Annotated in this window: 25 protein-coding genes, 1 tRNA gene and 1 pseudogene; 26 read left to right on the top strand and 1 reads right to left on the bottom strand. The window is 59.5% G+C overall.

The annotated features are described in order from the left end of the window. Positions 1-52: 52 nt before the first annotated feature. From LJ360_RS11210 to secF, 18 genes are all read left to right on the top strand, one after another. Positions 53-607 (top strand): nitroreductase, encoded by a 555-nt coding sequence (locus tag LJ360_RS11210; RefSeq protein WP_264994002.1) that lies wholly within the window; start codon positions 53-55, stop codon positions 605-607. A gap of 220 nt (positions 608-827) precedes the next feature. Next, positions 828-1,226: a flagellar basal body rod protein FlgB gene (flgB, locus tag LJ360_RS11205; RefSeq protein ID WP_091848293.1), complete on the top strand. Its 399-nt coding sequence runs from the start codon at positions 828-830 to the stop codon at positions 1,224-1,226. Positions 1,227-1,256: 30 nt separating this feature from the next. Then, the gene (flgC, locus tag LJ360_RS11200; protein ID WP_091848292.1) at positions 1,257-1,706 is read left to right on the top strand and encodes a flagellar basal body rod protein FlgC; all 450 of its coding nucleotides are present in this window, start codon (positions 1,257-1,259) and stop codon (positions 1,704-1,706) included. 33 nt (positions 1,707-1,739) lie between these two features. Continuing rightward, positions 1,740-2,420 carry a flagellar hook assembly protein FlgD gene (locus LJ360_RS11195; protein ID WP_091848291.1) on the top strand — a complete coding sequence of 227 codons (681 nt, stop codon included), beginning with the start codon at positions 1,740-1,742 and terminating at the stop codon, positions 2,418-2,420. A 13-nt stretch (positions 2,421-2,433) separates the two neighbouring features. Then, positions 2,434-4,353: a flagellar hook protein FlgE gene (locus tag LJ360_RS11190; RefSeq protein WP_264994001.1), complete on the top strand. Its 1,920-nt coding sequence runs from the start codon at positions 2,434-2,436 to the stop codon at positions 4,351-4,353. A 521-nt stretch (positions 4,354-4,874) separates the two neighbouring features. Beyond that, positions 4,875-5,627 (top strand): flagellar basal body rod protein FlgF, encoded by a 753-nt coding sequence (locus tag LJ360_RS11185; RefSeq protein ID WP_091848289.1) that lies wholly within the window; start codon positions 4,875-4,877, stop codon positions 5,625-5,627. A gap of 81 nt (positions 5,628-5,708) precedes the next feature. After that, a complete protein-coding gene (gene flgG / locus LJ360_RS11180) occupies positions 5,709-6,497 on the top strand; it encodes a flagellar basal-body rod protein FlgG (RefSeq protein WP_091848288.1) in 789 nt (262 codons plus the stop codon). An 86-nt stretch (positions 6,498-6,583) separates the two neighbouring features. Next, entirely contained in the window at positions 6,584-7,228 is a 645-nt protein-coding gene (gene flgH / locus LJ360_RS11175; protein ID WP_413774423.1) for a flagellar basal body L-ring protein FlgH, read from the top strand. Between the two features lie 29 nt (positions 7,229-7,257). Beyond that, entirely contained in the window at positions 7,258-8,322 is a 1,065-nt protein-coding gene (locus LJ360_RS11170) for a flagellar basal body P-ring protein FlgI (protein WP_091848662.1), read from the top strand. Positions 8,323-8,330: 8 nt separating this feature from the next. Further along, positions 8,331-9,368: a flagellar assembly peptidoglycan hydrolase FlgJ gene (gene flgJ / locus LJ360_RS11165; RefSeq protein WP_091848286.1), complete on the top strand. Its 1,038-nt coding sequence runs from the start codon at positions 8,331-8,333 to the stop codon at positions 9,366-9,368. A 5-nt stretch (positions 9,369-9,373) separates the two neighbouring features. After that, on the top strand, positions 9,374-11,392 hold the full coding sequence (flgK, locus tag LJ360_RS11160) for a flagellar hook-associated protein FlgK (RefSeq protein WP_264994000.1): 2,019 nt from the start codon (positions 9,374-9,376) through the stop codon (positions 11,390-11,392). Positions 11,393-11,414: 22 nt separating this feature from the next. Beyond that, positions 11,415-12,962 (top strand): flagellar hook-associated protein FlgL, encoded by a 1,548-nt coding sequence (gene flgL, locus LJ360_RS11155; protein ID WP_091848284.1) that lies wholly within the window; start codon positions 11,415-11,417, stop codon positions 12,960-12,962. A gap of 80 nt (positions 12,963-13,042) precedes the next feature. Continuing rightward, positions 13,043-13,129, top strand: a tRNA-Leu gene (locus LJ360_RS11150). A gap of 65 nt (positions 13,130-13,194) precedes the next feature. Next, complete coding sequence (gene queA / locus LJ360_RS11145; RefSeq protein WP_264993999.1) at positions 13,195-14,256, top strand: tRNA preQ1(34) S-adenosylmethionine ribosyltransferase-isomerase QueA; 1,062 nt, start codon at positions 13,195-13,197, stop codon at positions 14,254-14,256. A 20-nt stretch (positions 14,257-14,276) separates the two neighbouring features. Next, positions 14,277-15,398: a tRNA guanosine(34) transglycosylase Tgt gene (tgt, locus tag LJ360_RS11140; RefSeq protein WP_264996029.1), complete on the top strand. Its 1,122-nt coding sequence runs from the start codon at positions 14,277-14,279 to the stop codon at positions 15,396-15,398. A gap of 48 nt (positions 15,399-15,446) precedes the next feature. Continuing rightward, positions 15,447-15,809 (top strand): preprotein translocase subunit YajC, encoded by a 363-nt coding sequence (yajC, locus tag LJ360_RS11135; RefSeq protein ID WP_264993998.1) that lies wholly within the window; start codon positions 15,447-15,449, stop codon positions 15,807-15,809. A 63-nt stretch (positions 15,810-15,872) separates the two neighbouring features. Continuing rightward, positions 15,873-17,747 (top strand): protein translocase subunit SecD, encoded by a 1,875-nt coding sequence (gene secD, locus LJ360_RS11130; protein ID WP_091848280.1) that lies wholly within the window; start codon positions 15,873-15,875, stop codon positions 17,745-17,747. Then, positions 17,740-18,699: a protein translocase subunit SecF gene (gene secF / locus LJ360_RS11125; RefSeq protein ID WP_264993997.1), complete on the top strand. Its 960-nt coding sequence runs from the start codon at positions 17,740-17,742 to the stop codon at positions 18,697-18,699. The genes secD and secF overlap by 8 nt, the downstream gene beginning before the upstream one ends. Positions 18,700-18,813: 114 nt before the next feature. On the opposite strand, the gene LJ360_RS11120 is transcribed toward secF, so the two are convergent. Next, a complete protein-coding gene (locus LJ360_RS11120) occupies positions 18,814-19,614 on the bottom strand; it encodes an inositol monophosphatase family protein (RefSeq protein WP_264993996.1) in 801 nt (266 codons plus the stop codon). Positions 19,615-19,818: 204 nt separating this feature from the next. Here LJ360_RS11120 and trmJ point away from each other — a divergent pair. The 8 genes and pseudogenes from trmJ (at position 19,819) to LJ360_RS11080 (ending at position 26,844) form a co-directional block, all read left to right on the top strand. Continuing rightward, a pseudogene (gene trmJ, locus LJ360_RS11115) lies at positions 19,819-20,663 on the top strand (tRNA (cytosine(32)/uridine(32)-2'-O)-methyltransferase TrmJ). Beyond that, positions 20,656-21,477, top strand: a complete 822-nt coding sequence (gene cysE / locus LJ360_RS11110; RefSeq protein WP_264993995.1) for a serine O-acetyltransferase — start codon at positions 20,656-20,658, stop codon at positions 21,475-21,477. Before trmJ ends, cysE begins: the two are co-directional and overlap by 8 nt. Positions 21,478-21,553: 76 nt before the next feature. Continuing rightward, positions 21,554-22,054 carry a Fe-S cluster assembly transcriptional regulator IscR gene (gene iscR, locus LJ360_RS11105; protein WP_091848275.1) on the top strand — a complete coding sequence of 167 codons (501 nt, stop codon included), beginning with the start codon at positions 21,554-21,556 and terminating at the stop codon, positions 22,052-22,054. A gap of 13 nt (positions 22,055-22,067) precedes the next feature. Then, entirely contained in the window at positions 22,068-23,240 is a 1,173-nt protein-coding gene (locus LJ360_RS11100) for an IscS subfamily cysteine desulfurase (RefSeq protein WP_264993994.1), read from the top strand. A gap of 109 nt (positions 23,241-23,349) precedes the next feature. Beyond that, positions 23,350-23,778, top strand: coding sequence for a nucleoside-diphosphate kinase (ndk, locus tag LJ360_RS11095; protein ID WP_264993993.1), 429 nt, complete (start codon positions 23,350-23,352; stop codon positions 23,776-23,778). A 53-nt stretch (positions 23,779-23,831) separates the two neighbouring features. Further along, positions 23,832-24,944, top strand: coding sequence for a 23S rRNA (adenine(2503)-C(2))-methyltransferase RlmN (gene rlmN / locus LJ360_RS11090; protein ID WP_264993992.1), 1,113 nt, complete (start codon positions 23,832-23,834; stop codon positions 24,942-24,944). Positions 24,945-24,971: 27 nt separating this feature from the next. Beyond that, positions 24,972-25,799, top strand: a complete 828-nt coding sequence (gene pilW / locus LJ360_RS11085; RefSeq protein WP_264993991.1) for a type IV pilus biogenesis/stability protein PilW — start codon at positions 24,972-24,974, stop codon at positions 25,797-25,799. After that, complete coding sequence (locus LJ360_RS11080; protein WP_264993990.1) at positions 25,786-26,844, top strand: RodZ domain-containing protein; 1,059 nt, start codon at positions 25,786-25,788, stop codon at positions 26,842-26,844. Before pilW ends, LJ360_RS11080 begins: the two co-directional genes overlap by 14 nt. Positions 26,845-26,893 lie beyond the last annotated feature (49 nt).

Below are 26,893 nucleotides of genomic sequence, written 5' to 3'. Positions count from 1 at the left end.
CGAGGGCGGACAATCCGGTGCGGTTTCACACAGCGGGAGATAACAGCTGACCATGCACAGCATAACCGAGGCTCTGCTCAATCGTAGTTCTGAACCCCGCCTGAAAGCACCGGCGCCGCCGCAGGACGTGCTGGACCTGGCGCTGGCCTGTGCTGCCAGGGCGCCGGACCACGCCCTGCTGCGACCCTGGCGCTACCTGGTTATTGAAGGGGAGGGCCTGGAGCGCCTGGGCGAACTTTTCGAGGCCAGCGCCCCGGCAGGTGCCAGCGACGCCCAACGGCAAAAACTGCGCAAGGCGCCGCTGCGTGCGCCCATGGTCCTGGTGGCCATTGCCTCCCCGGTATCACACCCCAAGGTACCTGAGTATGAGCAGGAGTACGCCTGCGCGGCCAGCGCCGCCTACCTGGTGCTGGCACTGCAGGCCGAAGGTTACGGTGCCATGTGGCGTTCGGGTGAAGTGTCGGATAACGACCAGGTGTGTAAAGGGCTGGGCCTTGGGCACAGGGAGTCCATCGTGGGCTTCATTTATGTGGGTACTGTTGACTCGGAAAAGCCGCCGGTGCCCCGGCCGGAAATCAGTGAATTTACGTCCCGCTGGCCCCAATAGCTTGCAGGGGCCCGCCTGTCTGCGGCAAGGGAAAGGGGTTGCCGCTCCTGCTACCATCGATCTCCTGCATTGCCTCTCCGTATTGGCCGCATACCCTTAAGTCAATGAAATAAAATAATAAAATAGATTTCCAATAACTCTGGCACTGTCATTGCTTCTTACTCTGCAAAGACCCCTGACCGGCAACAAGCGGCAGGGTGGTGCAGTTACTGGAGGCATTATGGCAATCACCTTCGACAAGGCCCTGGGTATCCATGAGCACGCACTGGCAGCTCGCAGTCAGCGGGCCCAGGTGCTGGCGAATAACCTGGCCAACGCCGACACCCCGGGCTACAAGGCCCGTGATGTGGACTTTCAGTCCATGCTGAAGCAGGCAACCGAGGCGTCACAGGGAGAGGGAATGGCCCGTACCCATCCCTCCCACATGGACGTTTCCGGTTCCGGTGGCAGCCCCGAGCTGCTCTATCGCACGCCGCACCAACCCTCCCTTGACGGTAACACCGTAGACGCCCAGCAGGAACAGACCCGGTTCATGCGCAACGCCATGGACTTCCAGGCCAGTTTCGAGTTTTTGAGCAGCAAGTTTTCCGGCCTGAGCAAGGCCATCAAAGGCGAATAAGCCGGCCACCGGAAACAGAGGAGAAATCGCATGTCCCTGGGAAACATCTTTGATATCGCCGGCTCCGGCATGACCGCTCAGCAACTGCGGTTGAACACGACCGCATCGAACATTGCCAACGCCGAGACGGCCAGTTCCAGCGTCGATCAAACCTATCGCGCCCGTAAGCCGGTGTTTGCCGCTATCCAGCAACAGCTGCTCAACCCGGACCAGTCAAGCGGCCACTTCCGTTTTGGCCAGGAGCAGGGCACCGGCGTTACCGTTGAAGGCATCGTTGAAAGCCAGGAAGAGCTGCAAATGCGTTACGAGCCGCATCACCCCGCTGCCAATGAGGAGGGGTACGTTTTCTACCCCAACGTGAACGTGGTGGAGGAAATGGCTGACATGATGTCGTCGTCCCGCAGCTTCCAGATGAACGTGGATGTGATGAACGCCGCCAAGACCATGATGCAGCGCGTGCTCACCCTTGGGCAGCAGTAACAGGCCAGTGATTCTTGTTCGGGGAAATGACCAATGAGCATTGTAAATAACACCACCTCAACGGCCGACGTGCTTGCGGAATACCGTACCAGGCAGGAGAGCAAGGGTGCCGGTAGTGAGGAGTTGGGCAAGAACGAGTTCATGGAACTGATGATTGCCCAGCTCAAGAACCAGAACCCGCTGGAGCCCAAGGGCAACGGCGAATTCATTGCCGACCTGGCCCAGTTCAGTTCGCTGGAGGAAATGCAGAACCTGAGTTCAACGGTTGGTGACGTTGTCGGCGAATTCCGTTCCTCCCAGGCCCTGCAGGCGTCAGCCATGGTAGGCAAGAGTGTGCTGGCGCCAGCCAACTTCGGCACCCTGGGACAGGACGGTGAGATGAAAGGTGTGGTGAGCGTGCCATCCAGCACCGGTGGCCTGAGAATCAATATCGAAAATTCCGCCGGCGAGATGGTACGCCAGCTTGACCTGGGCCAGGCCTCTGCCGGCCAACAGGCCTTCACCTGGGATGGTGAAGACGGCAACGGCAATCCCTTGCCGCCCGGTCGCTACTACGTCACCGCCCAGGGCAGTTACCCCCAGGGCACAGAACAGCTGCTGACCCTGATGAGCGCAAACGTGGACAGTGTGTCACTGGGCCAGGGCGGCAGCATTACGCTTAACCTTGCCGGCATGGGGTCGATTCCCCTGTCGGACGTACAACAAGTCAACTGAGTGAGGTTGAACCATGGCATTTAATATCGGACTCAGCGGGCTTCGTGCCTCACAGGTTGACCTGGACGTTACCGGCAACAACATTGCCAACGCCAGCACAGTCGGTTTCAAGGGCAGCAAGGCCCAGTTCGGCGACCTTTACTCCAGCGGCTTCCTGAGTTCCGGCAAGATGTCGGTGGGCAGCGGCGTGAAGGTTCAGGACATCAAACAGAGCTTCGCCCAGGGTTCGATTAGCGGCACCCAGAATGGCCTGGATATGGCGATTGATGGCGATGGCTTCTTCGTGCTGAGCAACAACGGCCAGGTACAGTACTCCCGCGCGGGCCAGTTCAGCATCGACAAGGATGGCTTTGTGGTGAACAGCCAGTCCATGAAAGTGCAGGGTTACCAGGCCGACGGCGATGGTAATCTCAGTGGTGTTCGCGGGGACCTGCAGATAGATACAGACAACCTGGCGCCAAGGCGGACCACCCGGTTTGATTCCGAGGTGAACCTGGATTCCCGTGAGTCTGTGCTGGAAGTGATCCGGCAGTCCTATGAAGTGAATGCGCTTGACCCTTCGGACGCTACCAACCCGGCTGAAGAAGATACCCTGACCTTTACCTACGACGATAATCGCACCAGCGAACTTACGTTTAACGGTGACCAGCAAGCACGGGAGATCGCTGAACAGCTCAATGAGCTTCCCGGGGTAACGGCGTCAGCGCGCACGACTTATGATATTGACCCGGCCCTGATTCAGCCGGATACCAATTTCCGCATCCAGGGCACTGACTTCAGCATTCCCGGCGCACCGGACGTGGCCGACGCGGGGGAAGCGCTGAGCTGGCTACAGGACGCAATCAATGCTTCTCCACTGAATACCATCAATGCGACCAACCAGGGTGGGCAGCTGAGGCTGATTGACAGTCGTGGTAATGACCTGGATATCTCGCGGGTGGATGATGATGGCAACCTTGAGCTGGATGGCTCCGGTGCCGCGATCCTTGATGAAAGCGTTCGTGGGCAAGTTAACGAGCTGGTCCTGGACAGGACCGTAACGGTCAGTTCCGCCAATGGCACGGACGGACTCCTGGCTACGGCAGATCCTTCTGTGACCCGAACCAATACGTTCAATCCGGAAGACCAGCGCACCTACAACCATGCTACGTCTTCGACCATCTACGATAGTCTGGGTAATCCTCATACCATGACCCAGTACTTTGTGAAGGAGCCGGTTACCGGTGGTGAAAGTGTCTGGGCAATGTATATCCAGATTGATGGTGAAGACGTCGGGGACCCCCCTTTCACAACCGGGGAGCCGACCCGGGCCCGCTATGAACTGGAGTTCAACAGCGACGGCAGTATCGCATCGGTGGATGGTGATCCTGACGGGCAGGTGCTGATCTCCAACTGGACACCGAAAGATCAGTCAGGCCAGCCCAATGGTTCGGACGGTCCGCTGCCCATCGCCAACGGCGGCCAGCTGCCGATTGCCGATCCCCCCGTGTCCTCGAACTTTGCCATTAACATGAACGAGACTACGCAGTACGGCTCTTCGTTTGGTGTCGTTGATCAGCGGCAGAACGGTTATACCACTGGCCGCCTGTCAGGCCTGGATGTATCCGGAGAAGGGGTTATCTTTGCCCGTTATTCCAATGGTCAGTCCCAGAACCTGGGGCAGGTTTCACTGGCGACCTTTGCCAATGCTGACGGCCTGTCGCCGGTCGGAGATACCAACTGGGTGGAAACCTTCGAGTCTGGCCAGCCGATTTTCGGCGCGCCGAGTACGGGTACTCTGGGTTCGATTTCCGCAAGTTCGGTGGAGGAGTCCAACGTGGACCTGTCGCAGGAACTGGTGAACCTGATTATTGCCCAGCGTAACTACCAGGCCAATGCCAAGACCATTGAGACTTCGGATGCGGTGACTCAGACCATTATCAACCTTCGTTAACTCAGTGGATGATTGAGGCGATACGCTAACTGGGCTTGTCTGATACGTATGGTGGAGGGCCCCGGGGGTCAGGGGCTCTTTCTTCGCCGCAATTCACGGCCCGTCCCTGGGCCGGCCTTGCTCCGCGCCATCCATGGCGCTGCTACGAAAGAGCCCCTGACCCCCGGGACCTTATGAACCCCGTGCTGGCCTGATGATCCCAGCGGGATCTTCAGGCGATTGTTTCACGGCTGGTTGTTGCCGCTGTTTTAGTAGTGTTATCACAGCAGACCATAGAGACGGAGTGTGGTGGTCCTTTTTCGCAACAGCGCCAGGGATGGCGCGGAGCAAGGCCGGTCCAGGGATGGACCGTGAATTGCGGTGGAGAAAAAGGACCACCATGCTCCGGCTCGGCACCGAGCTTTGGTCCCGTACAACAATTCCCTTTCCCCGCCAAAAACGCCAACTAAGTTTTTGGCACGACTCCTGCAAGAACCAGGAAAACGACGAATGAACGTCAGATTTCCGGCAGGAGTTTTCCCATGGATAAATCCATCTACATCGGCATGTCCGGCGCCAAGCAGAACATGATGGCGCAGCAGGCCCATGCCAATAACCTTGCCAACGTCAACACTACCGGCTTCAAGAAAGACTTCGCCCAGGCCCGCAGCATGCCCGTTTTCGGCGAACACCATCCTACCCGCGCCTACGCCATGACCGAACGCCCCGGCACCGACTTCAGCGCCGGACCGCTGCAGCAGACCGGTCGCAATCTCGATGTCGCAATGGATGGTGAAGGCTGGCTGGCCGTCCAGAACAACCAGGGCGAAGAAGTCTTCACCCGTTCCGGCAGCCTGCAGGTGGATGTTAACGGAATGATTCGGCTTGGCTCCGGTGAAATGGTTCTTGGCAACGGTGGCCCGGTGGCATTGCCTCCCTATGAGCAACTCCTGATCGGCGCTGACGGCACTGTCTCCATCCAGCCTGTGGGTGGTCCGCCGGACCAGTTGGTGGAAATCGACCGCCTGAAACTCGTCAATCCCCCATCAGACGCCCTGATGAAAGGGGAGGACGGCTTTATCCGTCGCAAGCCTGACCAGGCTATCGATGGACCGGAGCAGCCTGATGCAAACATGCGGGTGGCGTCGGGCTTCCTGGAAAGCTCCAACGTCAATGCCGTTGAAGAAATGATCGCCAACCTGGAGCTGTCTCGGCAGTTTGAAATGCAGGTAAAGGTCATGCAGACCGCTGACGAGAATTCCGAGGTTACGGCACGACTGTTGCAAAACCTCTGATAACGACACGTACAACGGCCCCGTTGCCCGAAAAGCGGCAAACCCTCGCCGCCCGGTGGCCGGCCTGAAAGGAGTACCGACATGCATCCAGCACTTTGGGTCAGTAAAACCGGTCTGAGCGCCCAGGATACGAAGATGACCACCATCTCCAACAACCTGGCGAACGTTAACACCACCGGCTTCAAGCGCGACAACGCCGTGTTCCAGGACTTGCTGTACCAGGTGAACCGGCAGCCAGGTGGCCTCAATGCCCAGAATGCCGAGCTTCCGTCAGGCCTTCAGCTGGGTACCGGTGTGCGGGTAGTGGGAACCACCAAGCAATTTACCCAGGGCAACCTGCAGGTAACCGAACAGCCGCTGGACCTGGCGGTCGATGGCCGTGGCTTTTTCCAGATCCAGATGCCGGATGGCGAGATTGCCTACACCCGGGATGGCCAGTTCCAGCTCAACTCCGACGGTGATGTGGTCACCCCGGACGGTTATCTGCTGGAGCCCAACATCAATATCCCCGAGAACGCCACCAGTGTGACCATTGGCAAGGACGGCACCGTGTCTGCGGTGGTCGAGAACCAGGCCGATCCGGTGAACCTGGGCGAAATTCCCCTGGTGGACTTCATTAACCCCCAGGGCCTTCAGGCCATGGGTGGCAACCTGTTCCGGGAAACCGCCGCCAGTGGTGATCCACAGGAAGGGGAGGCCGGCATCGGTGGGCTGGGCTCTATCCAGCAGGGGATGACCGAGGCCTCCAACGTGGAGGTGGTGGAAGAACTGGTCAACATGATCACCACCCAGCGGGCCTATGAAATGAACTCCAAGGTGGTGTCAGCTTCTGACCAGATGCTGCAGTTCATCACCAATAATATTGGTTAATGGTTGACAGGTTAATGAGCATGACAGTCCATCCCAACAAGTCTGCCAGCAGCACCGCCCGGAGCGCCCTCGGGGCGGCGCTGGTCATGGTGCTGGCCCTGCTGCAGGGCTGTCAGTCCATGACCCGGGAGCGCCCGGTGCCCAATGACCCGGCCTATGCCCCGGTGCGCGCCGAGGCGATGGTTCGCCGGGAGCCCCATACCGGCAGCATCTATCAGAACTCCCGCAACTACAGCCTGTACGGTGACAGTACGGCGCTGAACGTGGGCGACATCCTGACCGTCACCCTGCAGGAGTCCACCAGCGCCTCCAAGAATGCGGAGAGCAGCATTACCAAGGACACCGAGATTGGCCTCGGCACCCCGTCCTTCTTCGGGCGTAACTTCGAACGCCTGGGGGGCAGTGTGAACAGCGAGCGTGATTTCGAAGGCCAGGCAGAGGCGGACCAGAGCAACAGCCTGGCAGGCAGTATTACCGTGACGGTCACGGAAGTGCTGCCTAACGGCGTACTGCATATCCGGGGTGAAAAATGGCTGTCGCTGACTAACGGCGACGAATATATCCGCGTCAGTGGGCTGGTCCGTCCCCAGGACATTTCCCCGGACAATACTGTCTCTTCCCAGCGCATTGCCGATGCAAGGCTGGCCTACGGCGGTACCGGCGACTTTGACCAGGCCAACCAGCCAGGCTGGCTGACCCGATTCTTCAACAGTGAGTGGTGGCCCCTGTGAGTGCTGTCAGAATACTTGCAACCTTCCTGATGTTCGCCCTGGTATCCGGCCCGGTGTTGGCGGATCGGCTAAAGGATCTGACCCGGGTGAAGGGCGTGCGTGACAACCAGCTCGTGGGTTACGGCCTGGTAGTGGGCCTCGACGGCACTGGCGATTCAGCGCCTTTTACCAGCCAGACCTTCCGCAACATGATGAACCGGTTCGGCATCACTATTCCCGAGGGCGTGAACCCGGATACCGACAACGTGGCGGCGGTCAGCGTCCACGCCACCCTGCCGGCATTCGCCAAGAACGGGCAGACCCTGGATATAACCGTGTCTTCCCTGGGCAACGCTGACAGCCTGCGCGGCGGCACCCTGTTGATGACCCCGCTGAAGGGTGCTGATGACCAGGTCTACGCGATGGCGCAGGGCAGCCTCGTGGTGGGTGGTTTCGGTGCCCAGGGCCAGGACGGTTCCCGGATTACCGTGAATGTCCCCAGTGTCGGGCGTATCCCCAACGGGGCAACCATCGAGCGGGAAGTCACCAGCCCCTTCACCGAGGGCGACACCATTACCCTTAACCTGCTGAGGGCGGATTTCACTACGGCGCGCCGGGTGGTGGAGACCATCAATGGCTTCCTGGGTGAGGGCATGGCCTACGCCCACGATGCCACGTCGATTTCGGTTAAGGCGCCCCGCGACCCCTCCCAGCGGGTGAGCTTCCTGTCGATCCTGGAAAACCTGGACGTGGATCCGGCGCAGGAAGCGGCCAAGGTGGTCATTAACAGTCGCACCGGTACCATCGTGGTGGGCCAGAATGTGGAAGTAAGTCCGGCAGCCGTCACCCACGGCAACCTGACGGTCACTATCCAGGAAAACCTGCAAGTGGACCAACCGAACCCCTTTGCCGGTGGTGAAACAGTGGTCACGCCCAACACCCAGATTGCCGTTACCGAAGACCCGGCCCGGATGTTCCAGTTCGGCCCGGCCACCACCCTGAACGAAATCGTGCAGGCCGTGAACCAGGTAGGCGCGGCGCCGGGTGACGTGATGGCGGTGCTTGAAGCCCTGAAGCAGGCAGGCGCGTTGCGTGCCGAGCTGATTGTCATATAGGTGATCTGATGCAGCAGTCCGGAATCCAGCAGGCACAGTTCTACACCGAGTTCAGCGGCCTGAACGCCCTGAAGACACAGGCCCGTACGGATCGCAAGGCAGCGCTGGAAGAGGTGGCCCGACAGTTTGAAGGCCTGTTCCTCAACCAGATGCTCAAGAGTATGCGCTCGGCCAATGATGTGCTGTCACAGGGCAACTATCTGCAGAGCAACGAGTCGGGGTTCTACCAGGACATGTTCGACAGTCAGTTGAGTCTGTCCATGGGCAAGGACCAGGGCTTCGGGCTGGCGGATGCATTGGTCCGGCAGCTCAGTCGGCAGATTCCGGGCATCGATGACCAGGGCAATGCCATGCAGGGGGCCCGTCGCACCCTGGCGGATTATGACCGCAGCCTTCCGCCCCTTTCTCCAAAGCTGCCCGAACGGGTGGATGAGGTCAGGGCGCTGGCCGAACAGCCCCTGAATGAAAGCCCGGCCGAGGTCAGCGAGGAGCAGGTCCGGAACCCGGTCACGACGGGCGACCAGCCCATGCCGGACCGCTTTGAAAGCCCTGAACACTTTGTCCGCACGCTGCTGCCGCTGGCAGAGGATGTGGCAGCAGAGTCGGGTATTGACCCGCGGTTGATGGTGGCCCAGGCCGCCCTCGAGACCGGCTGGGGCAAGCACATGATCCGTGGCAATGACGGAGCTCACAGCTACAACCTGTTCGGTATCAAGGCGGACAGCCGCTGGCAGGGCGAATCGGTGAACATCGCTACCACTGAGTTCCGCGAAGGCGTGGCCATGAAGGAGCGCTGGGATTTCCGTCGCTATCCGGATTACCGGGAGAGCTTCCGGGATTACGTCAGCTTCCTGCAGGACAACCCTCGTTACCGGGCTGTCTGGGAAGTGGCCGATCAGCCGGAGGTCTTTGCCGAGCGTCTGCAGGAGGCCGGTTATGCCACTGACCCGGCCTATGGCCGCAAGATTCGAAATATCATGGAAGGGGAGCCCTTCGAGGCGGCCCTGAACCAGTTCCCGACCCTGTCCATGGTCGGTGAGGAGTAATCGCCATGGCAGGTCTGATTGGTATCGGTCTGAGTGGGGTTCTGGGTCATCAGTCTGCCCTGAACACCACCGGCAACAACATCACCAACGCCAATACCCCGGGCTACAGCCGGCAGGAAGTGCAGTTCGAGTCCAGCCCCACCCGCTACACCGGCAACGGGTCGGTGGGCACGGGTGTAGATATTTCCAATATTCGCAGGCTGGCGGACCAGTACCTGGTGGATCAGGTGCGCTCCGATACCGCCCTGTACAACGAGCAGGAAACCCTCCGCAAGGAACTGTCTCGCCTGGATGACCTGCTCGGTGGCCAGGACACCGGGCTGTCCCAGACCCTGAACAACTTCTTTGCGGCCATGCAGAACGCCGCCGAAGATCCGGGTTCACTGCCCCAGCGTCAGTTGGTGCTGAGTGAGGCCCAGAGTGTGGTTAACCGGTTCCAGGCGCTGCACGAGGAATTCATCCAGCAGCGGGAACTGGTCAAAACCCAGCAGACCCAGAATGTGGCGGATGCGAACACGCTGCTGAATACGGTGGCTCAGCTGAATCTGGCCATTTCCGAATCTCCCGGTGTGGCCCAGGGGCGCCTGCCTAATGACCTGGTAGACCAGCGGGATGAGGCCGTCCGCAAGCTATCCGAGATTCTCCAGGTCCGGGTGAACCAGGTTGGCGGTGGTCAGCTGAACGTTTCCCTGGCCAATGGGCAGGCGCTGGTTGTGGGAGCGGATGCCTCCCAGTTGGGCACCCGTCGTAACGCGGATGATCCGACGCGGTTGGAGTTCACCCTGACAAACGGGAACCGTACCCAGGTAATTGATGACCAGATAACCGGCGGCAAACTGGGTGGTCTGCGTCGGTTCGAAAGCGAAGGCCTGGCCCCGGCCTTCGATGAACTGGGCCGGGTGGCCATTGCGCTGCAGGAATCCGTCAATCATCAACATCAAATCGGTATGGACCTGGAAGGTGACCTGGGCGGTTTATTCTTCAGCGAAGTGAACAGCCGTGAGAAGCAACTGGCCCGCGCCATTGCCAGTGGAGACAACCAGCCGCCACAGAATTCCGTGGTGGGGGTGGATATCACCAACCCCTCTGAGTTGCCGGCAGGCTCCTGGACCCTGTTGTTTACCGAAGAGAACGGCCGCAGCTACGAGCTGATTGACCAGAAGAGTGGTAAGGTGGTGAACCAGGGCCGTCTGCCGGATGAACTGCCGGCCGAAATTACCATGCCTGGTTTCAACATATTCGTGGAGTCCGGTGACTTCAGCAAGGGGGACAGCTTCCAGATCCAGCCGACCCGTTTTGAGGCGGCCAATATTGACCTCAAGGTTGAGCGGGAAGAAGACCTGGCCTTCGCGAGCCCGGTGCGTGCGCAAGCGGATAGCGGTAACAGTGGCGATGCCAGGATCAACCAGGGGCTGATGTTTGATGTACGCAATCCGCTCACCAACGCCCCCCTGTCCGAGTTCAGCCAGCGGGGTCAGTTATCGCCGGAACTGGAAATCTATTTCACCAGCGATACCGAGTATGTGATCCGGGACCCGGCGAATCTGGGCACGCCGCTTGAAACAGGCACCTACCAGCCGGGCATCAGCAACAAACTGTTCACAGAAGATCCGTCGGACCCGGACTACCGCGGGTTTCAGTTCGAAATCAGCGGTAACCCGAAAACCGGGGACAGCTTCACCATTGGTTATAACACTAACGGCACTGCAGATAATCGTAACGCCGAACTGATGGCAGCGCTGGCCACCAAAAACACCATGAACAACGGCAGCCAGAGCTTCACCGAAGGCTATGCAGGACTGGTGGAGCAGGTCGGGGTGAAAACCCGACAGGCCCAGCTGGACAGCGACTCCGGCCGGACCCTGCTGGATCAGTCCGTAAACCAGCGGGAAGCGGTATCCGGCGTCAACCTGGACGAGGAGGCCGGCAAGCTTATCCAGTACCAGGCTGCCTATAACGCCTCCGCCCGGGTGATGGGCGTGGCCCAGGAACTGTTCGATACACTGCTTGGCACCTTCCGATAGGCCAGGGTTGAGGTGATGTAACATGATCAGAATTTCATCGCAGCAGATCTTTACCGGCGGCATCAACCGCCTGCAGGACCTGAATGTCAACCTGAATCAGACCCAGGAACAGGTGTCCACCGGCAAGCGTGTCAACCGGCCCTCGGATGATCCGGTAGCGGCCGCCCGTATCCTCAAGCTGGACCAGGAAGTGGGTCGCATCGAGACCTACCAGCGCAATGTGGGGCTGGCGGAAAACCGACTGCAGCTCGAGGAAAGCTCTCTGGACAGCATGGTGGATATCATCCAGCGGGTACGTGAGCTGACGGTTCAGGCGGGTAACGGCTCGCTGACCGCGAACGACCGCCAGTCCATTTCTGCGGAGCTGAAACAGCGCCTGCAGGAACTGGCTTCCCAGGCCAATACCCAGGACAGTGCCGGCTCCTACATCTTTAGCGGCTTCCAGGGGGAGACCCCCGCCTTTGCAAAGAACATCAATGGCGACTGGGTATACCAGGGCGATGAGGGGCAGCGGAAGCTGGAAATTGATGATGGCGTAAACGTAGCCATCAGCGACCATGGCAAGGACCTGTTTGTGAACGTGCCTGCCGGGGGGCCAACGTTCTTCACCGAAGTAGGGCCGAATGTCGGGTCCGGGGCGCGGATCAGTAGTGGTGTGGTGCTGGATCCCGAACAGGTGGCCGGTGCTTCGCCCACGGATTACCTGGTGACAATTGAACAGGACGCATCACAGACGTCGGGGTTTCGTTACGATATCCGTGACAAGAACGACCCAGCGGGCCCCGTGTTGGAGTCCGGTGAATATGTCAGTGGCGGGAGCATTCGCTACCAGGGAATGCAGTTCGAGGTTTCCGGAGCCGGGGATGGCGACGAGTTCCTTATCAATACCAGTGAAAAGCAATCGATATTCCGCACTATCGAGAAGCTGATCTATGGCCTTGATAATCTACCGAAGCAGCCGGAGGCAGGCGCGATCACCAGCTTTGCGCCCGCAGTTGGTGATGTACTTGAAATCAATCAGGCTGTTTTTACGTTTGATGGCAGTGAAGACCTGGCGGATCTCGCCGCGCTGATTAATGACTCGGACGATGAGTCACTTGCAGGGATAGAAGCGAGGGTTGAGAGCGGTGAACTCAAGCTGATCTCATCGGGTAAAGAGATCAGTATTGATGCCACTGGAATGGCCGCAGGGGAGCTGCAAACGTCCGGTGCCCGTTTTGACAATATCAACGTGGGCCCGTTGGTTGCTGACCCGGTCGCTGAGGCCAACTTCCTCAGCACCCAGGCTACCTATGACCAGCTGATCGGTGACTCGCTGGCGAACCTGGACAACGCCCAGGAGTCCATCCTGCGCACCCAGACCGAGATCGGCGGGCGGATGAACCAGCTGGAGTCCACGGGCAAGTTCCTGGAAAACTCGTCCCTGTACGCGAAAGACCTGCGCTCCCAGTTGCAGGACGTGGATTACGCCGAGGCCATCAGTAACCTCTCGTTCCAGAGTTTTGTGCTGCAGGCGGCCCAGCAATCCTTCGCCCAGACCTCCCAGCTGTCACTCTTTGACCGATTGTAGGACAGCTTTGCTATTCCGCCGTTTGCTTTCGCAACCGGCGTCAGTATAATCCGGGCTCTCGACAACCGGGCAACCTGTGTGGCGGCGTGGTGAAATTGGTAGACACGACGGATTCAAAATCCGTTGGGGTAAAACCCGTGGCGGTTCGAGTCCGCCCGCCGCTACCATTCCTCATTGGCCCGGTGTATTCAGAATTCCGGCCTTCTCGGGCCGGCCCCGAGTCGACCTGTCCATGAAAGTCTCTGATTTCCATTTTGATTTGCCCGCTGAGCTGATTGCCCGTTATCCGATGGCGGAGCGCAGTGCATCCCGCTTGCTTTGCCTTGACGGCGTGTCCGGCGCACTGGCCCACCGCCAGTTCCGCGACCTGCCTGACCTGCTGGAGCCCGACGACCTGCTGGTGTTCAACGACACCCGGGTTATTCCCGCCCGCCTGTTCGGCACCAAGGACACCGGCGGACGGGTGGAGGTTCTGGTGGAGCGGGTTGAATCCACCGATACCGTACTGGCCCATGTGCGTGCTTCCAAGGCGCTGAAACCCGGTCAGCGGGTAGTGCTGGAAGATGGCTCCGCACTGGTGATGCTTGACCGGGAGGACGCCCTGTTCAGGCTGAAGACCGAATCCGGCGAGGCCATGCTGGATCTGCTCGAACGGGCAGGGCACATGCCCCTGCCCCCCTATGTCGACCGCCCCGACGAAAGCACTGACAGGGAACGCTACCAGACTGTCTATGCCCGGGAGGCCGGCGCCGTAGCCGCTCCCACGGCTGGTTTGCACTTCGATCAGTCGATCTTTGATCGCCTCGCCGAAAAGGGCATACAGACCGCCTTTGTTACCCTTCATGTCGGAGCGGGCACTTTCCAGCCGGTGCGCGTGGAAAAGGTAGAGGACCACGTGATGCACAGTGAGGTGGCTACGGTGCCGGAAGCCACGGTCGAGGCCATCAGGGCGGCCAGGCAGCGTGGTGGGCGGGTTATCGCCGTTGGCACTACCTCGGTACGTTCCCTGGAGTCCGCCAGTCGGGGTGGGGTGGTGCGCCCGTTCCAGGGTGAGACCGATATCTTCATCCGGCCCGGGTACCGGTTCCAGACCGTCGACGGGATGATCACCAACTTCCATCTGCCGGAATCCACCCTGATCATGCTGGTGAGTGCCTTCGCTGACTATCATCACACCATGTCGGCCTATCGGGTGGCAGTGGCCGAAAGCTATCGCTTCTTCAGCTACGGTGATGCGATGTTTATTACCGGTCAGGAGCCCAGTCTCGGGGCGCTAGCCGGACCAGGAGCCTGAAAATGCGCGACAACTGTTTCCTGTCATTTGAAAAACTCGGTGAAGACGGCAAGGCCCGTCGGGGCCGCCTGACCTTTCCCCGGGGTGTGGTTGAAACCCCGGCATTCATGCCTGTGGGTACCTACGGCACCGTAAAGGGTATGCTGCCCCGGGATATCGAAGCGACCGGCGCCCAGATCATTCTCGGCAACACCTTCCACCTGATGCTGCGGCCGGGCACTGAAGTGATCAAGGCCCACGGCGACCTCCATGACTTTACCCAGTGGCAGGGGCCCATCCTCACGGATTCCGGGGGCTTCCAGGTATTCAGCCTTGGAGACATGCGCAAGATCACTGAGCAGGGTGTGAGCTTCCGTTCGCCGGTGGATGGTTCGCCGGTGGAGCTGAACCCGGAGATTGCCATGCAGGTCCAGCGGGACCTGGGCTCGGACATTGTGATGATCTTTGACGAGTGCACTCCCTACCCGGCCACCGAGAAGCAGGCCCGGGAGTCCATGGAAATGTCCCTGCGCTGGGCGGCCCGTAGCAAGGTGGCTCATGGCGAAAGCCCGTCCGCACTGTTCGGCATCATCCAGGGCGGCATGTACAACGACTTGCGGAAGCGGTCCCTGGAGGGCCTCGTCGACATCGGCTTTGACGGCTATGCCATCGGCGGCCTGTCAGTAGGGGAGCCGAAAGAGGAAATGATCGCGGTATTGGACTACCTGCCGGTGCGGATGCCGGAAGATCATCCCCGCTACCTGATGGGCGTCGGTCGTCCGGAGGACATTGTCGAAGCGGTGCGTCGTGGTGTGGACATGTTTGACTGTGTCATGCCCACACGGAATGCCCGTAACGGGTATTTGTTCACTTCCACCGGTATCGTCAAGATACGTAACGCCACCCATCGCCACGACACCTCACCGCTCGATGCCGAGTGTGATTGCTATACCTGTTCACATTTCTCGAGAAGTTATCTGCATCATCTTGATAAGTGTGGTGAAATGCTGGGCTCGCAATTAAATACCATCCACAACCTTCACTACTACCAGAAGGTGATGGCCGGATTGCGTGGGGCTATTGAAGCAGGTACATTGTCCGACTTTGTGGAATCCTTCTACGCCAAGCGTGGCCTGCCTGTGCCGCCCCTGGCCGGTGGCTGAACCTCCACGCACCCGTATTCATTGCAGAACGACTAACGGAGACATCCTATGAAAGCAGTAAAAGCCATGTTGGCCACCCTCCTGGCCTCCGCCGTGCCGGGTGTTGCCCTGGCCCAGGACGCCGCCCAGGGTATGGGAGTTATGGGGCAGGTCATTTTCTTCGGTGGTTTCATCCTGATTTTTTACCTGCTGATCTGGCGCCCGCAGTCCAAGCGTGCCAAGGAGCACAAGGCCCTGATGTCGGGCCTGAACAAGGGTGACGAAGTGGTGACCTCTGGCGGCATCGTTGGCCGGATCATCCGTGTGACTGATGACTTCGTGGTGCTGGAAGTGGCCGATAACGTGGAACTGAAAGTTCAGAAGGTTGCGGTTGGTGCGGCCCTGCCCAAGGGCACTCTGAAAGACATCTGAACACAATGACCAGGGAGGCCACCGCCATGCCGGTGGCCTGGTAGCGGTCAACAAAGGGCTCCTATGCTGAACAAGTATCCGCTTTGGAAAAACATACTGATCCTGGTCGTTCTGGCGATCGGGTTCGTCTATGCCTTGCCGAACGTATTCCCCGACGACTATGCCATCCAGATTACCGGTGCCCGCAGTGGTACCGAGATCAGCCAGCAGACAGTCGACCGGGCGTCCGAGGCACTGGAGGAAGCCGGCATCACCATCAAGGGCATTGACCGGGAGGAGCGCAGTGCGCTGATCCGCGTGAACAGCTCTGATGACCAGTTACAGGCGCGGCCGGTTGTTCAGCAGGCCCTGGGTGACGAATTCCTGGTAGCCCTGAATATGGCAGAGTCCACCCCGGACTGGCTGAAGGCAGTGGGTGCCGGCCCTATGAAGCTGGGCCTTGACCTTCGAGGGGGCGTTCACTTCCTGCTCGAGGTGGATATGGAGACCGCAGTTGAGCAGCGCCTCGATGCCACCGCCAGTCAGATCAAGCGGGAGCTGAGGGAGGAGCGCATCCGTTATCGTGGTGGCGATGTTTCTGACGGCAACCGTATCGAGCTGTCTTTCCGCAGTGAGCAGGACCGCTCACAGGCGTTCGACATTATCCGCGATCGTTACAATGAGTTCCTGCTCGACGAGAGTACAGAGGAAGACAACTATCTGTTGAACCTGAGCCTGTCCGAGCAGGAGATCCAGCAGATCCAGGACTATGCCATCGAGCAGAACCTGACCACTATCCGTAATCGTGTCAATGAACTGGGTGTCGCTGAGCCGCTGGTGCAGCGCCAGGGGGCCGACCGGATTATCGTGGAACTGCCTGGGGTACAGGATACCGCCCAGGCCAAGCGGGTACTTGGTGCAACCGCCAACCTGGAGTTCCGCCTGGCGGCGCGCCAGGATGCTCCCGCAGCCTCTACCGAGACCTATCCTTTCCGGGATGAACCTGGTCGTACCGCACGGCTGGAGCGGGAGGTGATTGTTACCGGTGAGAACGTCGCCAACGCCAGTCAGAGCTTTGACGAAAACGGTATGCCACAGGTCAACATTACCCTTGACGGGGTGGGTGGTGACCTGATGACCCGCGCCACCCGCAACTCGGTCGGTCGCGGTATGGCGGTCCTGTTCATTGAATTCCGTACCGAGATGGAACAGGAAGTTGTCGACGGCGAGGTGGTGACCCGTGAAGAGCGGGTACAGGAGACCAGCATCATCTCCCTGGCCACGATACAGTCCACCCTGGGCTCCAGCTTCCGTATTACCGGGCTGGACTCCATCCATGAAGCGTCAGAACTGGCCCTGCTGTTGCGTGCCGGTGCCCTGGCAGCGCCCATGTACTTCGTCCAGGAGCGGACCATCGGACCGAGCCTTGGACAGCAGAACATTGATGCCGGCTTTATGTCGGTTGTCGTCGGCTTCTGCCTGGTGCTGGTGTTCATGGCGGTTTTCTACCGGGCTTTCGGCCTGGTCGCCAATGTTGCGCTGACGCTCAACCTGATGCTTTTGCTGGCCTGCATGTCGATCATTTCCGCCACGCTGACCTTGCCGGGGATTGCCGGTATCGTGCTGACGGTGGGGATGGCGGTGGACGCCAACGTACTGATCTTCGAGCGTATCCGTGAAGAGCTGCGGGAAGGGGTTTCACCCCAGCTGGCGATCAATTCCGGCTATTCGCGGGCCTTCGTTTCCATTGTGGACGCCAATATCACCACCTTCCTGGTGGCGATTATTCTCTTCGCCATGGGTTCGGGGCCGGTAAAGGGGTTCGCGGTAACCCTCAGTATTGGTATCGTCACCTCCCTGTTTACCGCCCTGGTGGTGAGTCGTGGAATGGTGAACGCCATATACGGAGGCCGGAAGGTCGAATCTCTCTCGATCGGAGGCAAGCTGGCCAATGTCTGATACCCGTACCGAAAAATTTGATTTCATGAGTTTGCGCAAGCCCTTCGCCATCATCTCGTTGTTGCTGGTGGTGGCATCCATTGTGGTGCTGGGAATGCGCGGACTTAACTTCGGCCTGGACTTCACCGGCGGCACGTCGGTGGAGCTGGAGTACGCCGAGGCTCCCGAGCTTGATGACGTCCGCGAGGCGTTGACCGATGCCGGCTACGAGGACTTTGTGGTGCAGAACTTCGGGTCTGACACGCTGGTGCTCATCCGTATGCAGGAAGCCGGTGATGACGAACTCGGCCGCAGCATACTTGCGGATATGCAGAATCGTTCCGACATCGACGTGGAGCTGGTGAGCTCGGAGTTCGTAGGCTCCCAGGTCGGTGATGAGCTCAAGGAGAGCAGCGGCCTGGGCATGTTGCTGGCGCTCGCGGTGGTGCTGATCTACGTGGGTATGCGTTTCCAGTTCAAGTTCGGTATCGCATCGGTGATACCCCTGGCCCATGATGTCATCATCGTACTGGGGCTCTTCGCGCTGTTTCAGTGGACCTTTGACCTTACCGTACTGGCGGCCCTGCTGGCGGTTATTGGTTACTCCCTGAACGATACCATCGTCATCATGGACCGTATCCGGGAGAATTTCCGGAAGCTGCGGATTGATGATCCGGAGGAAACCGTCAACCTCTCTATCCATGAGACGATCAACCGGACCATCAATACGTCTTTGACGACGTTACTGGTGCTGATGGCACTGTATTTCCTGGGCGGTGAAGCCATCAATAACTTCGCCATCACCCTTGCTATTGGCGTGATCGTGGGCACGTACTCATCCATCTATGTCTCTGCGAACCTGCTTGTTGCGTTGGGTGTGACCCGCACAGATATGGTCGTGCCCCCGAAAGAGGGCATTGCCGGAGAGGGCGAGGAAGAGGAAGCCCCCCCGGAGTGGCTGAATCGGATGTAACTGGTGGAAGGGTCTTCGGCGACACGGTTGTCCGCCGGGGATCTTCCAGGCATAAAAAAACCGGGCTGGATGATTTCAGCCCGGTTTTTGTGTTCGGCCGACCGCGTTACCGGATCAGCGTGGCAGCCTGGCCTGGAACGGGCGCAGGGTGCGCAGCACTTCCCGGATCAGCTTCGGGTTGGCAATGGCCAGCTGGCGGGTGTCACCTGAAGACGGGTTACCGGAAAAATCGCTGCTGAGAACACCGGCTTCGTTGGCCAGAGCCAGTCCGATATCCAGGTCCTCCTGCGACGGGCGAAACAGTATCGCGACATCCAGGTGGCCGGCAGCCACCCGGGCAATGTCCAGCACACTGCAACCGGTGCTGCGGACCTGTCGGGCCTGGGAGGCCAGTCCCGCTGACAGTTCACCCCAGACCAGCGGCTCTTCAGCGCCACGGGCCTGGTCCAGCAGGTTGGAAACCACAACCGCCTCGCTCAGGTGTCGGGTCTCGCTGACCCGCATACGGCGACTGTTGAGGGCGGCGCCCCGGCCACGGCTTGCGGAATACTCCTCACCGGTTACCGGGTTTATCACAAGCAGGTTGTCGGTGCGACCGTCTTTTTTCTGCACCAGGGCTACCACGAAATCCGGGATGCCGCGCAGAAGGTTTTCGCCACCAATAACCGGGAAGATATGCCAGCTAAGGGCGTGTCCATCGGCATTGCCGTCGCCGGCGGGGGCAATGTAATGATCCTTGTAGGCCTTCTGTAACTGCTCGGAAAAGTTCTCGAACATGTTACCAGTGACCCGGTCAAGCTGACGCTGACGATCTTCGGCGGTGTTGCCGGCAATGTCCTGGCGTTCGAAGTGGGCTTTCAGGTAATCGGCACCCTGGCGCGCGACACGCAGGGCCATTTTAATGGCTGGTTGCATCGGATTCTTCAGTTTCTGGAGTGATCAAAGGCGCGATCATAGCAAATCGCCGTCGGCCCTTGAAACTTTTCCGGTCCGTAAAGACCCCCATGGCGGCCAGGGCAGCAGTTACCGGAGGCCAATACCATCAAAAAATCGCTGCCTTCTGGTAACATGTTGGCTTGTTTGCTGATCTCTTTTTACCGCTTCGGAACCGGACCACTCATGCACAAGCCCGCATTGCCAAGTACCTTCGACCTGCCTGCCCGTGACTATGTCCGCGTGGTAATGGTGGAAACGTCCCATTCCGGCAACATTGGCGCCGTTGCCCGGGCTATGAAAAACATGGGGCTGGGCAATCTCTGGCTGGTGAACCCCGCCTCGTTTCCTGACGAAACCTCCTACGCCCGATCTTCCGGTGCATCCGATGTGCTTGACCATGCGCGGGTTGTGTCCAGCCTGGATGAGGCTATCGAAGACTGTGTCCTGGTAATGGGCACCAGTGCCCGTGGTCGCAAGGTGCCCTGGCCAGTAATGTCGCCAACCGATGCCGCCCGCCAGGTGGGTGAGTACCAGGGGAGGGGGCAGGTGGCGCTGGTGTTTGGCAGAGAGAGCAATGGCCTCAGTAACGAAGAGTTGCAGCGGTGCCATGTGCACATACATATCCCGACCAATCCGGACTACAGCTCCCTGAACGTGGCGATGGCGGTCCAGGTCATGTGCTATGAAATTCGCATGGAATACCTGCGGGGGCTTGAAAACAGTGACAATAACCCGCAACTCAAGCCTATTACGGCGCCCGGGGACACGGGCTGGGTTGTGCCCGCCGCTACTGTGTCGGAGCTGGAAGGCTTTTTGCCCATCTGGAGACGACACTGGCGGAGATTGATTTTCACCGCAGGGACAACCCCCGCCAGCTCATGACCCGGCTACGCCGGCTTTATCAGCGGGCCCGGCCGGACCAGATGGAAGTCAACATCCTCCGGGGCATACTGACAGCGGTACAGAAATCCACCTCGGCATCGGGCAGGGGTGACGGTGGACGCAAACAGGACCAGACAAATGTTTGAGCGACTCAAAGAAGACATTGGCAGCGTATTTCACCGGGACCCTGCTGCCCGTAACACGTTTGAGGTTCTGACCAACTATCCGGGGCTGCACGCCCTGTTGCTACACCGCCTGGCACACCGGATCTGGCAGGCCGATTTCAAATGGCTGGCCCGGAGCATTTCCACCTTTTCCCGCTGGCTGACCGGTATCGAGATTCATCCCGGCGCGACCATTGGCCGGCGATTCTTCATCGACCATGGCATGGGCGTTGTAATTGGTGAAACCACGGTGATCGGGGATGACGTTACCCTTTATCAGGGCGTTACCCTTGGCGGCACTAGCTGGAACAAGGGCAAGCGCCACCCCACCATTGGCAATGGCGTGGTGGTAGGGGCCGGCGCAAAGATACTTGGTCCGTTCGAGGTGGGTGAGGGGGCCAAGGTGGGCTCTAACTCGGTGGTGACGAAGGCGGTTCCCGCCGGCGCAACCGTTGTCGGCATACCCGGAAGGATGGTGGTGAAGACCCGCGAAAAAGATGACCGTCGCAAGGAAATGGAAGAACGCATGGGCTTCGATGCCTACGGTGTGACCGAGGAAATGCCGGATCCCGTGGCCCGGGCGATGCGTAGTTTGCTGGATCATATGCACGCCGTGGACGAGCGTATCGAAAAGATGTGCGCCGCCATCCACAAGGTCAACCAGGACTATGTGGACAATGGCAAGTTGCCGCCGCTGGATGCGGGGGAGTTTGATTGCGTGCGGTATGATTCTGCTGAGTCAGTGGATCACGCCGGGGAGGACCGGCGGGCAGCGAGCGGCGCCGAGGACCGCTGAATACTTGACCAAAAAGGTTGGTCAATTCATACTCAGCGGCTGGAATTCCATGAACTTCTGAGCCGGGGCCGCCGTTATGCGACTGACTACCAAGGGCCGCTACGCCGTAACTGCCATGCTGGACCTTGCCCTCCACGGAGACGAGGGGCCTGTCAGCCTGGCCGACATATCCCGGCGCCAGGGAATTTCCCTGTCTTACCTGGAACAGTTGTTCTCCCGTCTGCGCCGTGAAAAGTTAGTGAGCAGTGTGCGTGGCCCGGGTGGCGGCTACCGTCTGGGTCGGTCCAGTGACCAGGTGTTTATTGCGGATGTGGTAGATGCCGTCAATGAGTCCCTGGATACGACTCGCTGCAGCCACAAGGGGGATTGCCAGAACGGCGAAATGTGCCTGACCCACCACTTGTGGTCCGATCTGAGTGACCAGATCCACCAGTTCCTGAGTCGCATTAGCCTTGCCGACCTGATGAACAAGCGCGAAATCCAGGCGGTGGCCAGTCGACAGGATGGCCAGGCCCGGGAAGATGCGCTGGCCGATACCATCAACACCGAGCGTCTGGAAGACCAGGCGCCCGCCTGACCTGAAACAGAGCATGAAAACACCGGTTTATCTTGATTACGCAGCCACTACGCCTGTGGACCCTGCCGTTGCCGAGCTTATGGCAGGCTACCTGACCCTGGACGGGGTTTTTGGTAACCCGGCCAGTCGTTCCCATGGTTATGGCTGGCAGGCGGAAGCCGCTGTAGAAAATGCCCGGCGACAGGTGGCGCAGCTAATCGGTGCCGACCCAAGGGAGATTGTCTGGACCTCCGGAGCCACCGAGTCGGACAACCTGGCGATAAAGGGCGCCGTTGGCGCTAACCGCAACCCGGATGTGCGCCCACACATCATCACTTCCGCCATTGAGCACAAGGCGGTCCTGGATACCTGCAGCTGGCTGGAGGGTCAGGGCTGCGACGTTACCCGGCTGACACCGGATGCCACCGGTCAGATTGCCCTGTCACAGGTGGAACAGGCTTTAAGGCCGGAGACACTGCTGGTCAGCCTGATGCTGGTCAACAACGAGCTGGGCACCATAAACGATATTGGCAAGATCGGAGCCATGTTGCGTGAGCGTGGCGTGCTGTTCCATGTGGATGCGGCGCAGGCCGCTGGCAAGGTGCCGGTGAACGTGTCTGACCTTAACGCAGACCTGGTCGCCCTTTCAGCTCACAAGGTGTACGGGCCCAAGGGCGTGGGGGCGCTTTACGTGCGACGCTCACCGGATGTTCGCATCGAGGCCCAGATCCATGGCGGCGGCCATGAGCGGGGCATGAGGTCCGGTACGCTGCCTACCCACCAGATTGTCGGGATGGGCAAGGCCTTTGATATGGCAGGAGAGCTGCTCGAAAATGAAATGGCCCGGCTGGAAGCGTTACGGAGCCGGTTCCTGGGAGCTGTTGGCGAACTCGAGGGCGTGACCTTAAACGGCCATGAAACTAAACGGGTCCCCGGGATCATCAACCTTTCCTTTGACGGCATCGAAGCGGAGTCGCTGATGCTGGGTCTGAGGGAGTTGGCGGTCTCATCGGGTTCGGCCTGTGCCTCGGCGACCATGGAGCCCTCCTATGTACTTACGGCCATTGGCCTGAGCGAGGCCCAGGCCCATGCAGGTCTGCGGTTCTCCCTGGGGCGTTTTTCCACGGATGAGGAAGTGGATTTCGCCGCCGGCCAGGTGGTCTCGGTGGTCGAACGGTTGCGTGAACGTCGGCGCACCTCCGCCTGAGCCCGCTGGTCTGTCATGGTAAGGGGCCGCTGTCGGTAGGCAGCCGGCCCCTTACTGCGTATAATCTCAGGCCGGAATTTCCACCTGAAACCCAACTGGAGCAAAGATTATGTCCAACGAGCGCACGCTCTCTATCATCAAGCCGGATGCTGTTGCCAAGAACGTCATTGGCGAGATCTACTCCCGCTTCGAAAAAGCCGGCCTGAAGATCGTTGCCGCGAAGATGATACACCTTTCCCAGGAGCAGGCTGAAGGCTTCTACGCCGAGCACAAGGAGCGCCCGTTCTTTGGTGACCTGGTGGCGTTCATGACCTCTGGCCCGGTTGTGGTTCAGGTTCTGGAAGGCGAAGGCGCCATTGCCAAGAACCGTGACCTGATGGGCGCAACCAACCCGAAGGAAGCGGACGCAGGCACCATCCGCGCGGATTTCGCTGACACCATTGACGCCAACGCCGTCCACGGTTCCGACTCTGCGGCTTCCGCTGAGCGGGAAATTGCCTATTTCTTCAACGACAGCGAAATCTGCCCGCGGGGCTGATGCTGTCCGGGGCGGCTGCGGCCGCCCCGTCTGTTACCTGATCGAGACTGACCATGACTGCTGCTGTCGAAAAAACCAATCTGCTGGGAATGCCCAAGGCCAAGCTTGAGGCATTCTTCGAAACTTTGGGGGAGAAGCGTTTCCGCGCAACCCAGGTGCTACAGTGGATCCATCAGCGGGGTGTGGACGACTTCGATGAGATGACCAATATGAGCAAGGTCCTGCGGGACAGGCTCAAAGAGGTCGCTGAGGTTCGTGGCCCGGAAGTGGTCTACGATGAAACCTCCAGGGACGGCACCCGCAAGTGGGTCATGCGCATGGACTCCGGCAACAGCGTGGAAACCGTGCTGATACCGGATGGCGAACGGGGCACCCTGTGCGTGTCTTCACAGATCGGCTGCAGCCTTGACTGTACCTTCTGTTCAACCGGCAAGCGGGGGTTTAACCGTAACCTGACCGCCGCCGAGATCATTGGCCAGGTATGGGTGGCACGTAAGGCCTTCATGCCCTTTGAACCCAATGCGGACCGTCCCATAACCAACGTGGTCATGATGGGGATGGGTGAACCGTTGCTGAATTTCGACAACGTTGTCGACGCCATGAACCTGATGATGGAAGACCTGGCCTATGGCATTTCCAAGCGCCGGGTAACGGTGAGTACATCAGGGGTCGTGCCTGCGCTGGATCGCCTGGGGGAAGTGACCGATGTTTCCCTGGCCATTTCACTCCATGCGCCGAACGATGAATTGCGAAATCAGCTGGTCCCTCTCAACAAGAAATATCCGATTGCCGAGCTGCTGGCAGCCACTCGCCGCTACTTGTCCCGACTGCCGGACAAGCGCAAGGCCACCATCGAATACACGGTCATTGAAAATACCAATGACCAGCCGGAGCATGCACGGCAACTGGCAGAGGTCTTGCGGGGACTCCCGTGCAAGATCAACCTGATTCCCTTTAACCCGTTTCCGGAAAGCGATTTCCGTCGTCCGAGTATGAATGCGACGCGTCGATTCCAGAAAATTCTCAATGAAGCGGGGTACATCACAACCATTCGTACCACAAGGGGCGATGATATTGACGCCGCTTGCGGTCAGCTCGTGGGTCGTGTGGAAGACCGGACCAGGCGCAGCCAGCGCTATATCCCGGTGCACCAGATGACACCCTAACCCCGATACAGGCTTCAGGAAGAGACCATGCGTTCAGTGTTGTCACCAGGTTCCGGCATTAGTAACCGTTTTATCCTGTCCCTGTGCATGCTGGTACTTGCGAGCCTGTTTGCCGGCTGTGTTACGACCACGGACAGCCGGTTTGCGCGGGAAGAAGACGAGGACAAGGCGGTCGCCAACTACGTTCAGCTGGCCACAGCCTACCTTTCCCAGGGGAACACTGACCGTGCCCGAAAACACCTGGAGCGGGCCCTGGACCTGCAGGCAGATGACCCTGCGGCACTGGCTACCCAGGGGCTTCTGATGCAGCGTGAGGGCGAGCCCGAGCTGGCCGAGGAATCCTATCGTAAGGCCCTTCGCAGTGACCCGGGGTATACTCGAGGCCGTGTGTTCTACGGTGCCTTTCTGTACCGTGAGGAGCGCTATGAAGAGTCCCGGGAACAGTTCGTCACGGCCTCCCGTGATACCGGTTACGAGGATCGTGCTTCCGTTTTCTATAACCTGGGGCGGGCCAGCGAACGTACCGGAGACATGGATGCCGCGGTCGGAGCCTACCGCCGCGCACTGGAACTTGATCGTGGCAATCCACGGTGGTTGCTTGCCCTGTCACGGGCGCTTGTGGAGACGGGAGACTACGCTGCGGCCTCAGGGTATTACAGTCGCCTGACCACCATGATGCAGCGTAACCCACAGCTGAGCCATACCCCTGAAAGCTTGCTGGTGGGTATCCGGATTGCCAGGCACTTCCGTAATTACGACCAGGAATCCAGTCTCGCACTGCTGCTTCGCAACCAGTATCCGGACTCCGAAGAATATCGACAATACAAGGTGTTAACGGCCGATGACAACGGATAACGCCAAGCAGGAAAGCCATCAGCCAGGTGTCGGTGAGCGCCTGAGGAAGGCCCGTGAAGCTGCCAGACTGACCATTACCGAAGTGGCTGATCGCCAGCACCTTCGCCCGGCTGTGATCTCGGCGATCGAGAACGGCGATTACAAACAGATTGACAGCGAGCTGTTTCTAAAGGGGTATGTGCGGACCTACGCATCACAGGTAGGTCTTGACCCGGAAAGCGTGATTCGGCAACTGGACAGTGAGCTGGAACCGCTGCGGGAAGAACAGAAGGCTCGGGTGGAGGCCAATCCCCTGATCAACATTGAGCGCCGTAAGCGCCGCAAGCGTCAGATAGCCCGTATCGTGGTGATTCTGGTAATCCTGGCGGTGCTTTTCTATGGCGGATCACTGTACCTGGCTCGCGAGCAGGCGGAGGTCACAGGGCAAACTGCAGGCGAGGGCAGCGCCCCGCAGCCAGGCCAGGTGGAAGAGGGCACGGGGGACGCTCTCCCGACAGGCACCCAGATTACATCGGAACGAATTCAGGGTGGCTCGGATGGCACACTGGAATCCACGGGTTCTCCCAATGACACCAGCGGCTCCGGTGTCGATTCCGGCATCAGCGATGCGGCCGGTGCAGACGATGGGTCATCCGTTGATGCGACCGTCCAGACTCAGGTTGAATCGGGTCAGGACGTTGATGACAGCACGGCTGAACTCGTGGATAACAGCGCCGGTGCCCCGTCGGAAGCTGCTGACCAGGACACCGCCGTCCGCTCTGAACCCCTGGACGAAGTTGACCCTGCTGTTAGTGTTGCCGATGAGGGCCGCCTGACGATCGAATTTTCTGGTGACTGCTGGGTCGAGGTACAGGACAGTACAGGTCGCACCCTTGAGGCATCTCTGCGTTCAGCCGGCGATACCCTGGAGCTGACCGCAGAGCCACCGCTGCGGGTCGTACTTGGAGCCGTTAGCGGCGTGGATTCGGTGCGATTCGGTGGAGAGGCAGTAAACCTGTCTGAGCGCCAGGTACGGAATAACCGGCTGGTCCTGAACCTGCCGTAACAGGGTGGCCGGAGCGGTCTGTCGCATCGGCCCTCCCACAGCAACGATC

This window comes from Marinobacter sp. AN1, assembly GCF_026013985.1.
GTDB classification, from domain to species: Bacteria; Pseudomonadota; Gammaproteobacteria; order Pseudomonadales; family Oleiphilaceae; genus Marinobacter; species Marinobacter segnicrescens.
Note: the sequence above shows the minus strand (reverse complement) of the source record. Positions and strands in the feature narration are given on the sequence as shown.